This window comes from Vibrio sp. E150_011, assembly GCF_053544015.1.
In genome coordinates this window covers 317,358-332,428 of sequence record NZ_JBHFOL010000004.1, presented here as the reverse complement: position 1 = coordinate 332,428, position 15,071 = coordinate 317,358, and the positions used below count along the sequence as shown (strand labels likewise).

Annotated in this window: 12 protein-coding genes; 5 read left to right on the top strand and 7 right to left on the bottom strand. The window is 44.4% G+C overall.

Annotation, left to right across the window (positions count from 1 at the left end; translation table 11 throughout):
• Window positions 1-74: 74 nt before the first annotated feature.
• The gene (locus tag ACE1OE_RS09835; RefSeq protein ID WP_449210902.1) at window positions 75-950 is read left to right on the top strand and encodes a LysR family transcriptional regulator; all 876 of its coding nucleotides are present in this window, start codon (window positions 75-77) and stop codon (window positions 948-950) included.
• Window positions 951-1,109: 159 nt separating this feature from the next.
• On the opposite strand, the gene cspE is transcribed toward ACE1OE_RS09835, so the two are convergent.
• The gene (gene cspE / locus ACE1OE_RS09830) at window positions 1,110-1,322 is read right to left on the bottom strand and encodes a transcription antiterminator/RNA stability regulator CspE (RefSeq protein WP_102468123.1); all 213 of its coding nucleotides are present in this window, start codon (window positions 1,320-1,322) and stop codon (window positions 1,110-1,112) included.
• Between the two features lie 739 nt (window positions 1,323-2,061).
• Entirely contained in the window at window positions 2,062-3,000 is a 939-nt protein-coding gene (locus ACE1OE_RS09825; protein WP_449210901.1) for an aldo/keto reductase, read from the bottom strand.
• A gap of 126 nt (window positions 3,001-3,126) precedes the next feature.
• Here ACE1OE_RS09825 and ACE1OE_RS09820 point away from each other — a divergent pair, with 126 nt between their 5' ends.
• The gene (locus ACE1OE_RS09820) at window positions 3,127-3,996 is read left to right on the top strand and encodes a LysR substrate-binding domain-containing protein (RefSeq protein WP_449210900.1); all 870 of its coding nucleotides are present in this window, start codon (window positions 3,127-3,129) and stop codon (window positions 3,994-3,996) included.
• 170 nt (window positions 3,997-4,166) lie between these two features.
• Here the strand turns inward: ACE1OE_RS09820 and ACE1OE_RS09815 are convergent, their stop codons facing one another.
• Entirely contained in the window at window positions 4,167-5,216 is a 1,050-nt protein-coding gene (locus ACE1OE_RS09815; RefSeq protein ID WP_449210919.1) for a DUF1214 domain-containing protein, read from the bottom strand.
• 272 nt (window positions 5,217-5,488) lie between these two features.
• On the opposite strand from ACE1OE_RS09815, the gene ACE1OE_RS09810 reads away from it, so the two are divergent.
• Window positions 5,489-6,442 (top strand): LysR family transcriptional regulator, encoded by a 954-nt coding sequence (locus ACE1OE_RS09810; protein WP_449210899.1) that lies wholly within the window; start codon window positions 5,489-5,491, stop codon window positions 6,440-6,442.
• A gap of 181 nt (window positions 6,443-6,623) precedes the next feature.
• Here the strand turns inward: ACE1OE_RS09810 and ACE1OE_RS09805 are convergent, their stop codons facing one another.
• The 4 genes from ACE1OE_RS09805 to ACE1OE_RS09790 all read right to left on the bottom strand — a co-directional run bounded on the left by ACE1OE_RS09805 (window position 6,624) and on the right by ACE1OE_RS09790 (window position 10,467).
• The gene (locus ACE1OE_RS09805; protein WP_449210898.1) at window positions 6,624-8,378 is read right to left on the bottom strand and encodes a sodium:solute symporter family protein; all 1,755 of its coding nucleotides are present in this window, start codon (window positions 8,376-8,378) and stop codon (window positions 6,624-6,626) included.
• Window positions 8,379-8,539: 161 nt separating this feature from the next.
• Window positions 8,540-9,163: a bifunctional 4-hydroxy-2-oxoglutarate aldolase/2-dehydro-3-deoxy-phosphogluconate aldolase gene (locus tag ACE1OE_RS09800; RefSeq protein WP_102468118.1), complete on the bottom strand. Its 624-nt coding sequence runs from the start codon at window positions 9,161-9,163 to the stop codon at window positions 8,540-8,542.
• A 13-nt stretch (window positions 9,164-9,176) separates the two neighbouring features.
• Window positions 9,177-10,106 (bottom strand): 2-dehydro-3-deoxygluconokinase, encoded by a 930-nt coding sequence (locus ACE1OE_RS09795; RefSeq protein WP_102468117.1) that lies wholly within the window; start codon window positions 10,104-10,106, stop codon window positions 9,177-9,179.
• Between the two features lie 25 nt (window positions 10,107-10,131).
• Window positions 10,132-10,467 (bottom strand): cupin domain-containing protein, encoded by a 336-nt coding sequence (locus ACE1OE_RS09790; RefSeq protein WP_102468116.1) that lies wholly within the window; start codon window positions 10,465-10,467, stop codon window positions 10,132-10,134.
• A 305-nt stretch (window positions 10,468-10,772) separates the two neighbouring features.
• Between ACE1OE_RS09790 and ACE1OE_RS09785 the strand changes: the two genes are divergently transcribed.
• Both ACE1OE_RS09785 and ACE1OE_RS09780 read left to right on the top strand, forming a co-directional pair.
• Complete coding sequence (locus ACE1OE_RS09785) at window positions 10,773-12,914, top strand: heparinase II/III domain-containing protein (protein ID WP_449210897.1); 2,142 nt, start codon at window positions 10,773-10,775, stop codon at window positions 12,912-12,914.
• Window positions 12,911-15,061, top strand: a complete 2,151-nt coding sequence (locus tag ACE1OE_RS09780; RefSeq protein ID WP_449210896.1) for a heparinase II/III domain-containing protein — start codon at window positions 12,911-12,913, stop codon at window positions 15,059-15,061. The genes ACE1OE_RS09785 and ACE1OE_RS09780 overlap by 4 nt, the downstream gene beginning before the upstream one ends.
• Window positions 15,062-15,071 lie beyond the last annotated feature (10 nt).

The following is a 15,071-nucleotide window of genomic DNA, read 5'->3' as shown; positions in this document are numbered from 1 at the left end:
TAGCTTAACGCTATTATTAGTGCGGAAAAATAGCTATATTAGAAAGGAATGTTTAATTAAACAGAACAATAGTAATGAATCAATTAAGACAAATGTCAGTCTTTGCTCATATCGTAGAAGCTGGCTCTATTTCAGGTGCTGCAGACGCTCTCGATCTCTCTAAATCGGTGGTGAGTCAACATCTGAAGGCTCTGGAGCTTGAATTAGGTTTAACCTTACTGAAGCGCACGACACGACGACAGGTACTTACTTCAGCTGGAGAGCACTTTTATTACCGTTGTAAATCTCTTAATAAAATTGCTAACTCTGCTTGGACTGAAGCCCAACAACGAAAAGAGGTGCCGCAGGGAAGGGTGCGAATTACCGCGCCGAATGCCTTGATGGAAACACTCATTACTCCTGTGATTGGTCGCCTGATTCAGCAATACCCATTGCTTGAACCTGAACTAGTGAGCAGCGATGACCAGCTCGATTTTTATGAGCACAATATTGACCTCGCGATTCGCGTTGGGCAGTCAAAAGATAGCAATCTAAAGCAACGGCGATTAGGGGAGTTTAGAGATGTACTATGTGGAGTACCGTCGATATTGTCTGATACAGATTTGGTTGATTTAAACTATATCTCAAATAGTTGGCAAGGAAGGAAGATCCATCACGTCTTTAGAAATCAGCAAGGCGATGAAAAGGAGTATCACCAGGAGGCTCGCTGTTTAACCAACTCATTCCATAGCTGCCTATCACTAGTAAAATCTGGGGCGGGTATTGGTCTGATTCCCGATTTCTATTTGCCTTTTGTTGAGCCAAGCCTTGTTGAGATCCTGCCTGATTATCAGCTACCACCAAATACGATCTATGCTTTAAATCCATTCGTTCAACATGTGCCGATGTCAGTGAATGTTTGTATCAAAGCGATTGAGGAGCAGTTAAGGGCGTTGGTGGTTAATGGGTGAACTGCATATCTAGAATTATGGAAATATGGCGTATTTGAAAGTCGACTAAAACATCGATAGGTTTTTTTGAATTGTATTTTGCTAGGGAATTTGTTTTTTTAGAGGGGGTAAAACGGAAAAGTGGCGCAAACAGTAAACTGCTTGCGCCATTTTTGAAACTTAGATAGCTACTACGTTTGCAGCTTGTGGGCCTTTTTGGCCTTGCTCTACTTCAAAAGACACTTTTTGGCCTTCAGCAAGAGTTTTGAAACCTTCAGAAGCGATAGCACGGAAGTGAACGAATACGTCAGCACCGCCGTTGTCTTGAGTAATGAAACCGAAACCTTTCTCTTCGTTAAACCATTTTACGATGCCAGTAGTTTTGTTAGACATGAGAGCCCCTTAATATATTAAATTTTATAAAGTTATCGCTAAATTGCGATGCGCTGATAGCTCGAATTATTTAATGTTACGATGAAGCAAGGGAAACACTGAGAATAACAACACTAACGATGGCATACTAAGGCTTTACTTTCACTTGATGTTTCATTAATAACTCTGTACAACAGAGCGAGACGAATAATACCCGACCCTCAGTGTATGTAAAGTATTATTTTATTGGTTTTAAAATTATTTTTTCAGTTTTTTGCTGAGTATATTTTTCATGTATGAGGTTTTTGTGTTTAATGCGTTGATAATAAAGCTTATTTTTTGTTTTCTCGAGAGGGGTAATGAATGGTAAGCGATAATGTTCATATTGGCTCGCTTACCGTTGAGGATGTTAATTACACCATTTTATTGCTTCTTTGATGACTGACGTAGGGTGGCAATTTCATCGGCATAGATGTTCAGCGATACGAGGAACATAAGCTTGTGATAGACGATGAAAATGGGAAGACATACATGACCGCATGGTAAACTGAGACGGACGCACAAAGTCGGCACTGAGAAACGGCTCAGCCTAGATGTTCAAAGTGTCACAAACGAAGTTCTCTTTTCTAAAATGAGTCAAAATATAAGAGAAGGATCACCCGCGAATTCAACTACCCATCCTCCTGCCTTTTTTGAGTTCGTTGCTAGGCATGACATCGCTATTATTGAGTTTGACATAGATTTGCGAGCGCTCCTTTTATTAAGGGACGGCATGGCCTCGAGCACTTTCATAGAGCAGATACCACTCTTCTCTGCTCAGCTTGATATCACTGGCATGACCACAAGCAAGGATACGTTGTGGATTTGTGGTGCCAATGACCGGTTGAATATTAGCGGGATGACGCATTAACCAAGCCAGTACGATGGCTTCTTTAGACGCCTCATGGCGCTGGGCTAGTGAAGCGACGACATTGGCGGTGTTTCTAATATTGTCAGGCTGCTGTGATACGTCGCGCCCAGAAAATAGCCCCTGGCTAAGACTTCCCCATGCTTGCAAGGATATTTGCTTCATTTGGCAATACTCGAGCGTCCCTAACGCTGAGCTGGCAAATGGGGTGATGCTTTCCTCTAGCCAATTGAGTTGCGTTAGACTCATCTCCAATTGTGAGCAGACGATCGGGGTATTTAATGCCGACTGCAAAAAGCGGATTTGATGGACATTCATATTGGACACCCCAAGGTGGGCAATCTTTCCACTGCTTTGTAGATATTCGACCGCGTCAGCAACCTCATCGGGGACCATCAAGGGATCGGGTCGATGAAGTAGTAGCGTGTCGAGTTGCTCTATTCCCAGTCGAGTTAAGATGTTGTCAACAGCGTCAATAATCCATTTTTTAGAGAAATCATAGCGATTAGGACCGTGTTGATCGGCGAATCGAATCGCACACTTTGACTGAAGTGTGATGAGGTCTTTTAACTGCGGCCTTTGTGAAAGAACCTGGCCAAAGGCTTGCTCTGCTTTGCCTAGTGTGTAGATATCGGCATGATCAAAAGTCCGTATATTCGCATCGAGTGCTGCGTCGATAACCTCGTGAGCTTGTTGCACATGCGCGGCGGAAAGAGTGCTATTGTCCCAGCCACCGCCTAACCCCATACAGCCATAAATCAATGAAGACTGCTGGTGTGTTGATATCGTCATAATTCATGTTATCCAAATAAATGTTTGATGAACCCAGCATGCCTGAATCTATTGTTTACAAAAACATCGCCAATAGAATTCATTGTTTGGTATAACAAACAATGAATAACGAAGAGAGAAAGAGCAATGCAACATAAGAAAATTGAGCGTTTGATGTTGTATTCGGAAGTGGCGAAACAACGGAGCTTTACCAAAGCAGCGGAAACGCTTGAAATGTCAAAAGGTTACTTGTCAACGCAGATTAAGCAGCTTGAGAAGGACTTGGGTTACACATTGATGATTCGCTCGACGCGAAGCCTTCGCCTGACCTTGCAAGGTGAACGTGTGCTGGCTGGTATGGAGTCGATCCAGATGACGTTGCTTGATCTTGAAAGACAAGCCGATTACGAAAATGAAGCACTGGAAGGGATCATTCGTATCACTGCTCCGTTGCAGTTTACGCAGTCGAAGTTGACTGATTTATGTGCGCGCTTTAATGAGCGGCACCCACAAGTGCAATTTGAGATTGAATGCAGTTATCAAAGCCATGACTTGGTCAAAGATAATTTTGATGTGGCTTTTCGTGCCACACAAGCGCCACCTGAAAATATGGTTGCTCGTAAACTGTTCAGTTATAAAAAAATAGTCACTGCTACAACAGGTTATCTTTCTATGCACGAGCCGCTTATTCATCCTAATCAACTCATCAATCACAATTGCCTTACCGGAAACGGCATCACGGAGTGGGGGTTCAAACAAGGCCGTTATCCGATAAAGGGCTGGCTCTTTACCCAAGAGAATACCGTGCTTAAATCACTGGCACTTGAGGGGAAGGGGTTGATTTATACCCCCGATTATTTTGTAGCCAAAGAGGTGGACGCTGGCACACTTCAACCCGTGTTGAGTGCCCAAACTGATATAGAAAACGATATGTATTTACTGTATCCGTCACTGGTCAGTCGCTCAAAACGGTTAAGTACATTTATAGAGTTTGTACAGCATCGACTGAAACGCTGATGTTGCATGATATTCGATCGCGAGTGTGCAGAGCGAGATGCCTGAAATAATACATAACCTGTCATCTGCAGGCGTCACCCAAGAACGTCATCTTGGGTGACGGGTTGTGTCATCACTGATAGCGATTGAACGTGTTGTTTACTTACGAGCCTTGCCTTAACTTATATGCCTTACTGGACAGCTTTCATCGTTGGCAGCAAGCGTACGTTATCTTTAAGCACGGCGTCACTTGGCTGATAATGACGAATGCCGATGTTAAACTCCCCTGAGTCGTTCTTTGTTTGAATGTTATTGGGCGCAGCGTCGCCACAACCAAAACTAATCGTGTAGGTACCATCAGCATTTGGTGTCGCGGTATTAGAACTGTAGTTCGCTAAATCGTTGAACATAAAGCCAGCTTTGTTGTAAACCGTGATAGACCAAAATGCGTGGTTATTGGGATCGTTAAACGTCGCTTGGTGGCAAACATTATCAGGGAAGTTTTTTGATATTTCATAAATATTATCAACGGCCTGCGCTCCACCCCAGCCAACGGCTGCACCCACTTCATATTTTTCTTGGGTAAAATCTTGCTGTGAATCATCGGTTGGTGCGGTAAACATACCTAATAGTGCATGACTACCATCACGTTGAGAGATGGCTGGCATTTTTGCTTTCAGCTCACTTTCGATGTTCTTAAACGAGGCGGTGTCGACGGGTTCTGCCATGAATGCTTGGTTGTTAGTAGCAGTGATTGTCATCTGGTCTTGATATTTCGCCGCTTCAGCTTCAGTAAACGTTGAGTCTAATCGAACCACCAGGTACACATGATTACCAGCGTGTGTTGAGAGTTCAAAGGTGCCCGATCCATAAAACATAGGTTGAATACGATGGTCTTCGGTCACGGGTTGAACGGAAATGTATTTGCCTTCGGGCACGTTAGGCATAGTGACCGTAGCGCCTCCAGAGACATCCACCACAGCCATCGAATAATACGTATCGCGGTTCATTCGAACAACGGGTTGCTGATCAGTAGGCGTGAGTTGTCGTTTATGTAAAAACTGGTTTACGCCCACCGCATCTTGATTTTTTAGCATCTGATGGGCGGTTTCTGCCGTTGGGTAACTCGCCGTGGTGACCGTTTCACCCGTATCGCTCATAAATGCTTGAAGTGAGTCAACCGGTTCCGCTAAAGCAACAGAAGCATTTAAGGTAAGCATAGCGAGTGTTGCGCCTTTCATGACATTCCACGCACCAGTTTTTGAAAACACATTCATCTGATTAGCACTATTCATATTGAGCCCTTTTAGGTTGTTCACTGTTAAAGTCAGTGGATACCAAAAGAATAGGGCAGAAGAGATATGATTAGAAATGAATACTTTCTATTTCTAATATGCACGAAAATTATATCACTGGAGACAGAGTCTTTACCTCAATAGTGCGCCATTGACTTGAACATGCATGCTTCAAAGTTATACTAAATTAAATGAAGTATACTTAAGGTGCATATCACATGGTTTCTTTAGAGCAACAACTATCACGGCTCGATCTGAATTTATTAGTGTCTTTGAGCGTGTTGCTCAAAGAAAAAAACGTGACGAAAGCAGCCCAAGCGCTGTATTTATCACAACCGGCGATGAGCCGAACGCTGGGCCGTCTCCGGACCTTGTTTGATGATCCGCTATTTTATCGTGAATCCGCCGGTCTGGTTCCAACTCAAAAGGCGCTCGAACTTGAAGAACCATTAGATGCAATGCTACGGTCGGTGCAAAGCCTGATTGCTCAAACCGCATTTGATCCTAAAACCTGCGAACAGAGTTTTACGCTCTCTTTGCCACCGTTAATGAGTCAATGGTTGTCTGTGCCATTGGCTAAAGCTTTTATCACACAAGCCCCGCGAGCCAGTTTGTTGGAATACCCCATAAGCAAAGATCCCGGACAACAGCTTATCGAAAGAAAAGTCGATTTCTCTATTCATATTACCCAGCCCAATGATCATGAAGAATTGCCAAGCACGGTTATTGGCCACACGTACCCTGTGTTTTATACGGCGGTGTCACATCCATTAGCCCTGCAGAGTATGGTCACGTTAGAAGACTGCTTGGCCTACCGTTTTGTCGATCTGACGTTGGATATACGCTCAGGATTTAGTGTCCAAAACCCCATTGATGATTACCTGTCGAAAGTGGGGTATCGCCGTGATGTGGCCTTTCGAAGTGGGCAGCTAATGACACTCGTTGAAGTGATGCAAGAGACAACATGCGTCCTAGCTTCTTCACATCAGCTCTCACAACTAGAGTGCGTTGCGAACAAGCTTGTTCCGGTATTTGCTATTGATGATGTTGAGGCGATGCGCATTACGCTCTACCTTATCGAACATAAACGGACAGCGTCGAGTGTGGCACATCAGTGGTTAAAACAGCTTATCATCGAGACCACAAAGTCGTCATCAAACGTGTGCACATAAGAAAGGGCGAAGAGGCATAGAGCCAAAAGAGGGATAATTGTAAAGGTGGTATTTCGAGGTGACAAAAAACAACAAAGCCCCGTAAAAACGGGGCTAAGGATACAATCAACTCAGTGTCACATTGTGTGACCGGTAAACCGGTATTGCTACTGCAAACCGGTGTTAACCGTGTGAACTGATATTAGCTGCTTGCTTGGAGCTTGTCGTTGCCGTTAGATTTTGCTGCATTCATCAGCAAGATACCTACGACTAGAACAATTGAACCACATAACAAGAACAATAGACGGCCTGTTGGTTCATTTGGAATCAGAGCCATCGCTAAGATACCGAAACCAGCAGTACTGATTAGCTTACCAAGCATTGAACGTTGCTTAGTATCTAGGTTCTGTTGCTCTTCAGACTCCGCGATAACTGGTGTGTTCCAGTTCTCGAATAACTTCTCAACTTCAGCTTCACGTTCAGGAGTGCGACCTTTGTAAGCAAGCGTTGTTGCAATGAAGAAACCACCTGTAAACACAACGTGTGCACATAAGCTCAGCGCTACTTTCAAATCAGACCATTCACGACCGGTTAGAGCGTGGTCTAGGTTGAAGAAGTTCTCAATATGCTCTGCTTGTAGAGAGATACCGAATACCCAAGAAACCACACCACCCACAATCAGTGTAACCCAGCCAGCCCAATCTGGAGTTTTACGAATCCACATACCTAGTAGCACAGGGATAAGCATTGGGAAGCCAATAAGTGCGCCCACGTTAAGAACGATGTCGAACAAGCTTAGGTGACGTAATGAGTTAATGAACAGGCCAATAGCGATAACAAGAAGCGCCATGACAACCGTTGTTAGCTTACTGACCACTACAAGCTCTTTTTGAGAGGCGTTTGGACGCACTATCGGGCTGTAGAAGTTCATTACAAAGATACCAGCGTTACGGTTCAAGCCTGAATCCATAGATGACATCGTAGCCGCGAACATCGCAGACATTAGCAAGCCAACCATACCTGCAGGCATGATGTTTTGCACAAACGCTAGGTAAGCTGCATCTGCACCCACAGAACCGTATTGCTCTGCGAAGTCTGGCATAAATGCACTAACATACCATGCTGGTAGGAACCAGATTAGTGGACCGACAACCATTAGCACACAAGCAAGACCTGCTGCTTTACGTGCGTTCTCACTGTCTTTAGCACAAAGGTAACGATAAGCGTTGATGCTGTTATTCATTACACCAAATTGTTTGATGAAGATGAACACAACCCAAAGCACAAAGATACTCATGTAGTTTAGGTTATTACCAACGTAGAAATCACCTTGGAAGTTATCAACGATATTGCCGATACCACCACCGTGGAAGTATGCCGCAACAGCACACGTGATGGTGACCGCCATGATAACAAGCATTTGCATGAAGTCAGACGCTACAACCGCCCAAGAACCGCCAGTTACAGACATTAGCATTAATACTAAGCCGGTAACGATAATGGTCGCTTCCATTGGAATATCAAAAACAGCGGCTACGAAGATAGCAAGGCCGTTTAGCCAGATACCTGCAGAGATTAAGCTGTCTGGCATGCCTGCCCAAGTGAAGAACTGCTCAGACGTTTTACCAAAACGCTGACGTATTGCTTCGATTGCCGTCACTACTCGGAGCTGACGGAATTTCGGAGCGAAATACATATAGTTCATGAAATAACCAAACGCGTTGGCTAAGAATAGGATAACAACGACGAAACCATCGCTGAAAGCGCGTCCTGCGGCTCCCGTAAACGTCCATGCTGAAAACTGTGTCATGAAGGCGGTTGCACCAACCATCCACCACAACATTTTGCCGCCCCCTCTAAAATAATCACTCGTGGAAGTGGTGAACTTACGGAACATCCAACCAATTGCGATTAAGAAAAAGAAGTAGGCGAGTACTACAAGAGTATCAATAGTCATGATTCAGCCTTTTTATATCATTCATACTGAGTATGATAATAGCAATTCGCTGGGCTTATTGTATGACAATATAGCATTTATGTGATGTAGAACATGTTAATTTCGTAGGTAAAAAAAAAGCGAGCACTCGGCTCGCTTTAGTTTGTAACAGCAGATTTCAATTAGTTTACGTGTGCAACGGCATCTTTTACTAGTTGGCCTAACTCTTCCCAACGACCTTCGTCCATGAGTTTAGTTGGAACCATCCAAGTGCCACCACATGCAAGAACAGAAGGAATCGATAGGTACTCGTCTACGTTCGTAAGACTTACACCGCCGGTAGGCATGAAGTTTACTGGGTAAACGGCTGTCAGTGCTTTTAGCATGCCAACACCACCTGATGGTTCTGCAGGGAAGAACTTCAACGTGCGCAGACCCATTTCCATTGCTTGCTCTACAAGGCTTGGGTTGTTTACGCCGGGTACGATAGCAACACCTTTGTCGATGCAGTATTGAACCGTGCGAGGATTAAAACCTGGGCTTACGATGAAATCAACACCAGCTTCGATTGACGCGTCAACCTGCTCGTTAGTTAGTACCGTACCAGAACCGATTAGCATGTCTGGGAACTCTTTACGCATTACGCGAATGGCTTCAATTGCACACTCAGTACGTAGTGTGATTTCAGCACAAGGCATGCCGTTGTCAACCAACGCTTTACCCAGTGGGATCGCATCTTCAACTTTGTTGATTGCAATGACAGGAATTACTTTTAGGCTTGCTAGCTTGTCGTTCAATGTTGTCATGTTATTTGTCCTACTAATCGATTGTTGGTGTAGCTTCTTTAGGAATGATCGCGCCTTGGTGCTGGATAACCGCACCGGCGACTTTATGACCCGTTGCAGCAGCTTGTAACGCAGTACCACCAGTCAGACGCTTTGCAAGATAACCCGCGCTGAATGAATCACCCGCTGCAGTCGTATCGAGCACGTTGTTTACAGGCTTAGGAGCAACATAGTTGGCTTGGCCTTCAGCAACAACGAGGCAGTCTTTAGCACCACGCTTAATTGCAATCTCAGAAACGCCGGCTTCGCTAGTACGTTCAATACACTGTTCAACGAACATATCACCAAATAGCGCTTGATCATCTTCAAATGTAAGCAACGCGGTACTGGTGAGTTCAAGCATCGCAGTATAATTTGTGATCGCTTGTTGTCTGTCGGCCCAAAGTTTTGGACGGAAGTTATTGTCGAAGAAGACGTGTCCGCCTTTTTCTTTAAACGCTTTAAGGAAGTTAAACAAAGTATCGCGACCTGATTGTGTCAGAATCGCTAGTGTGATGCCACTTAGGTATACCGCATCGTATTCTAGCAAAGATTCAATCAGTGCTGCTGACTCTGGTTGGTCGAATACGAATTTAGCGGCTGCATCGCTGCGCCAGTAAAAGAAGGTGCGCTCACCGGTATCATCAGTTTCGATGTGATAAAGACCTGGCATTTTGTCATCAAGCTTAAGAATAAGGCTGGTATCAATGCCTTCGCTTTGCCACGTCGCCATCATCTCATTTGAAAAAGGGTCGTTACCAAGTGCAGTAATGTAGCTAACAGTGAGGTTGTGTTGCTGAGTGAGGCGAGAAAGGTATAGCGCAGTGTTGAGTGTGTCACCGCCAAAAGATTGTTTTAGCAGCTCACCTTTACGTTGTAGCTCTACCATACACTCGCCAATGATTGCGATTTTGTACTGATTCATTAATTTGTCATCCACTTTGGAGCGATCAACCAAGAAAGTCTTCACGCGAAGGAGAAAAAATATCGAGTATCACACTGTCTTGTTCCAGCGCGGTCACTCCATGACGTAGCAGTCTTTTTACCATAAAGGCATCGCCCGCTTTTAGTTCACGTTCCTCGCCATCAACGACGGCATCAAAACGACCACTGACCACATAAGCAATTTGGTCGTGGATATAATGTTGATGCAGTGCACTGTGTGCACCCATATCAAAGCACAAATGTGCCGCCATTAAGTCGTCGGTAAAACCAACTACTTTTCGCTTGATGCCTTGTTCAACCTGTTCCCACGGGTGTTCGTCGGCGGAGAAAAAAGTGTGCACTAACAGCCTCCCAGACTACAGTCATTGTGTACTCTTAATTACGTTGCAAGTATCATAAAGGTATAATTCAAATTGTCATACAATAAGTTTACAGCTTTGTGATTGTGATCAATTTATAATTGCTTAACACCACAAAACTACGTTGTTAATAGGGTTTTAAGTAAAACACAATGTGTTTAAACCGCAATTGTATGAAAGTTAATTGTGATTAAAGTCCACTTTCCACCACTTTTTTGTATGACAATAAGGCATATTGTATTACTTTATATGGTAAATTATTGCTGCATTGAGAGTCGAGGGTAAACATGTCTACATTGGTTCAACCCATTTTGCTGGGTGAAGATGAAATCGCTGAGCTAAGAAAAGAGATTGGTCGCGATACCTTAATGGGTAAAGCTATTGCAAAAAATATCAAGGATGCTGAAGCATTCATGAAGCTGCCACTTGAAGTGCCAGGACACGGTGAAGCGGGCGGTTATGAACACAATCGCAATAAGCAAAACTATATCCATATGCACCTTGCAGGCCGTCTCTTCTTAATTACAGGCGAAGCGCACTACGCTAAATTTGTGCGTGATCTTTTGGCATTGTACGCAGAACGTTACCTCACCTTTGACTTCCATGTTCAGAAAAACACCAACCCAACAGGTCGTCTTTTCCACCAGATTTTAAACGAACACGTTTGGCTATTATACACCAGTATTGCCTATTCTTGTGTGGCTTCAACCATGTCAGAAGAAGAGCGCCAAACGGTGATTGACCGTATCTTTGATCCAATGCTTGAGATGTTCACCGTGAAATATGGTCATGATTTTGATCGTATTCATAACCATGGCATTTGGGCAGTAGCCGCTGTCGGTACATGCGGCTTGGCGATCAACAAGCGTGAATACTTAGAGATGTCAGTGTTTGGGCTTGAGAACAACAATACTGGCGGCTTTTTAGCACAAGTATCACAATTGTTTGCACCATCAGGTTATTACATCGAAGGTCCGTATTACCACCGCTATGCTATTCGCCCAACCTGTGTATTTGCAGAAATCCTTGATCGCCATATGCCTGAAATCGATATCTTCAATTATAAAGATGGTGTGATTGGCAATACTGTTCAAGCGATGCTTTCTACGGCTTATCCGAATGGCGAGTTCCCAGCATTAAATGATGCTTCTCGTACAATGGGTATCCGCGATTTAGGTGTTCAAGTGGCGGTCAGCCAATACGCAAAACATTATGGTATTGATGATAATCTACTTGGTATGGCTAAGATTCAAGATTCAGTATGGATGCATGAATGTGGCCTAGTGTTGTCTCGTGCGTTTGAGAAAGCCAACGACCTAGACATGCCTTTCTGGCCAAGCGTTGAGCTGAATGAAGGCCCTAACGGTGACCGTGGTGCTCAAGGTTTTATTCGTGTTCAAGATGACAACAAAGATGTCTTCCAACTAGTGATGAACTACGGCCAGCATGGCATGGGGCATGGAAACTTCGACACGCTAGGCATTTCCTACTTTAACCGTGGTGACGAAGTACTTCGTGAATATGGTTTTGCACGCTGGGTAAACGTCGAGCCAAAGTTTGGTGGTCGATACTTAGATGAAAACAAGACTTACGCTCGTCAAACGATTGCTCACAATGCAGTAACGATGGATGAAACATGTCAGAACTACTTTGATGTAGAGCGTGCAGACAGCGTACACGGTATTCCACACTTCTTTGAAACAGATAATGCTCAGATCTCGGGCATGAGTGCGTATGCGAATGGCCACTACGATGGCATGAAGCAGCAACGCAGCGTGTTCTTGTTTAAACACGACGAATTTGAAGCACCATTGCTTATCGATTTGTTCCGCATTGCCGGAGAAGGTGAGCATCAATACGATTATTCACACCAGTACGATGGCCAAATCATTCGTACCAATTTCGAGTATCAAGCGCACAAAGAACTTAATACGCTGAGTGACAACCTAGGTTACAACCATTTATGGAATGTGGCTGAAGGTGAAGCGAATGATACGGCGTTGGTTAGCTGGGTACAGAATAACTCGTATTACACTTGGTCAGGCACAAGCTCAAACGATAACGGTAAAGTGATCTTTACTCGCACTGGTGCGAACGATCCGAGTTTCAACCTACGCAGCGTACCGAGTTTCATTCTTCGCTCAAAGGGCGAAAGCACTTTGTTTGCCTCTGTGTTAGAGACACACGGCTATTTTAACGAAGAATTTGAACAGTCAGTCAATGCACGCGGTGTTATCAACAATATTAAGGTGATTGGTCATTCTGATGAAGGCTCAGTCATTACATTTGAAACAGAAACAAAACGCTTCACGCTAATGGTCAGCAATAACCCAGATGCGGATAAGAACACAGAGCACTCTGTGGCGCTTGCCGGCAAGTCTTATTCATGGGCAGGCTACTTTGCAGTTGAGCAGGAGACACTAATATGAGTTACCAACCACTATTACTAAACTTCGACGAAGCAGGAGAGCTTCGTAAAGATCTCGGTAAGGACACATTACTAGGCAACGCTTTAGCGCGTGATATCGCACAAGTTGATGCTTATATTGCGCAGGTTGGTATCGAAGTTCCGGGACACGGCGAAGGCGGCGGTTATGAGCATAACCGTCACAAGCAAAACTACATTCATATCGATTTAGCGGGTCGCTTGTTTCTTATTACGGAACAAACAAAGTACCGCGATTATATCGTAGATATGTTGACGGCTTACGCGAAGGTTTACCCGACGCTAGAAAGTAACACCAGCCGTGATACTAACCCTCCTGGTAAGATTTTCCACCAGACGCTAAACGAAAACATGTGGATGCTGTACGCATCATGTGCATATAGCTGTGTTTATCACACGCTTTCTGATGATCAAAAGCACCTGATCGAAACCGATTTGTTTAAGCAGATGATCGATCTGTTTGTTGTGACTTACGGCCACGACTTCGACATCGTTCATAACCACGGCCTTTGGGCTGTGGCGGCTGTTGGTATTTGTGGCTACGCCATCAATGATCAAGAGTCAGTAGACAAAGCACTCTATGGCCTGAAACTAGACAAGGTGAGCGGCGGTTTCCTTGCACAATTAGATCAATTGTTTTCGCCAGATGGTTATTACATGGAAGGCCCGTATTACCACCGCTTCTCATTGCGTCCAATTTACTTGTTTGCAGAAGCGATTGAGCGCCGTCAGCCGGAAATTGGCATCTACGAATTTAATGACTCTGTAATTAAGACAACATCTTACGCGGTATTCTCTACAGCGTTCCCTGATGGCACATTGCCTGCATTGAATGATTCGTCTAAGACGATCAGCATCAATGATGAAGGCGTTATCATGGCAACAAGTGTTTGTTACCACCGTTATGAGCAGAACGAAACGCTGTTGAGCATGGCAAATCACCAACAGAATGTTTGGGTTCATGCATCCGGCGCAACCTTGTCAAATGCGGTAGCAAACGCGACAGAAATTAAACCATTTAACTGGGGCAGCTTGTACGTAACAGATGGACCAAAAGGCGAGAAAGGCGGGCTTACAATTCTCCGTCACCGTGACGCTCAAGATGATGATACGATGGCTTTGCTTTGGTTTGGTCAACACGGCTCTGATCACCAGTATCACTCTGCTCTTGATCACGGTCATTATGATGGGCTTCACCTAAGCGTATTCAACCGTGGTCAAGAAGTCTTACATGACTACGGTTTTGGTCGTTGGGTAAACATCGAGCCTAAGTTTGGTGGTCGTTACATCCCAGAGAACAAGACTTACTGTAAGCAAACTGTCGCTCATAACACCGTAACGGTTGATCAAGAGACACAGAACGAATTTAACACTGCAATTGCAGAAAGTCGTTTCGGTGCGAAGCATTTCTTTAAAACAGATGATGCAAAACTGCAAGGTATGAGTGGTAAAATCAGTGAGTACTATGCCGGTACTGACATGCAGCGTTCAGTATTGCTGGCTGATATCGAAGAATTTGAAAAGCCACTAGTCATTGATGTTTACCGCATCAAAGCAGATAAAGAACACTCTTATGATCTACCAGTTCATTATTCTGGTCAGATTATGCGTACTGACTTTGACTACAAAGCGGAATCAACGCTACGTCCAATGGGCGAGAAATTTGGTTATCAACACCTATGGAACCTAGGTTCTGGTCAGGTTGAAGGTAGCTCGTTGGTCTCTTGGCTACACGGCTCTAGCTACTACAGCCTAGTGACTACGGCAAACAAAGGCTCAGAAGTCTTCTTCACTCGCACTGGTGCGAATGATCCAGATTTCAACCTACGCAGTGAGCCTGCATTGATTCTTCGTCAATCAGGTCAAGACCATGTGTTTGCTTCTGTATTAGAGACTCACGGTTACTTCAATGAAGAAATTGAAGCATCAGTAGGCGCTCGTGGTTTGGTCGAGTCTGTGAAGACTTTGGCGAATAACGACGATGCAACGGTGATTGAAATCAATACGACAAGTGGTAACCAATACCGCTTTGCTATTAGCAACAAAGACGAAGCGGCGCAAAATGAGCGTCACGAGCTCACGATCGACGGTGAACTTGTTAGCTGGAACGGTTCGTTCGCTAGAGTATAAAACGTTTTGA

Bases quoted from the DNA above. Each gene is read 5' to 3' on its own strand.
- ACE1OE_RS09835 (WP_449210902.1), top strand. From the start codon at position 75: ATGAATCAATTAAGACAAATGTCAGTCTTTGCTCATATCGTAGAAGCT.
- cspE (WP_102468123.1), bottom strand. From the start codon at position 1,322: ATGTCTAACAAAACTACTGGCATCGTAAAATGGTTTAACGAAGAGAAA.
- ACE1OE_RS09825 (WP_449210901.1), bottom strand. From the start codon at position 3,000: ATGACGATATCAACACACCAGCAGTCTTCATTGATTTATGGCTGTATG.
- ACE1OE_RS09820 (WP_449210900.1), top strand. From the start codon at position 3,127: ATGCAACATAAGAAAATTGAGCGTTTGATGTTGTATTCGGAAGTGGCG.
- ACE1OE_RS09815 (WP_449210919.1), bottom strand. From the start codon at position 5,216: ATGAAAGGCGCAACACTCGCTATGCTTACCTTAAATGCTTCTGTTGCT.
- ACE1OE_RS09810 (WP_449210899.1), top strand. From the start codon at position 5,489: ATGGTTTCTTTAGAGCAACAACTATCACGGCTCGATCTGAATTTATTA.
- ACE1OE_RS09805 (WP_449210898.1), bottom strand. From the start codon at position 8,378: ATGACTATTGATACTCTTGTAGTACTCGCCTACTTCTTTTTCTTAATC.
- ACE1OE_RS09800 (WP_102468118.1), bottom strand. From the start codon at position 9,163: ATGACAACATTGAACGACAAGCTAGCAAGCCTAAAAGTAATTCCTGTC.
- ACE1OE_RS09795 (WP_102468117.1), bottom strand. From the start codon at position 10,106: ATGAATCAGTACAAAATCGCAATCATTGGCGAGTGTATGGTAGAGCTA.
- ACE1OE_RS09785 (WP_449210897.1), top strand. From the start codon at position 10,773: ATGTCTACATTGGTTCAACCCATTTTGCTGGGTGAAGATGAAATCGCT.
- ACE1OE_RS09780 (WP_449210896.1), top strand. From the start codon at position 12,911: ATGAGTTACCAACCACTATTACTAAACTTCGACGAAGCAGGAGAGCTT.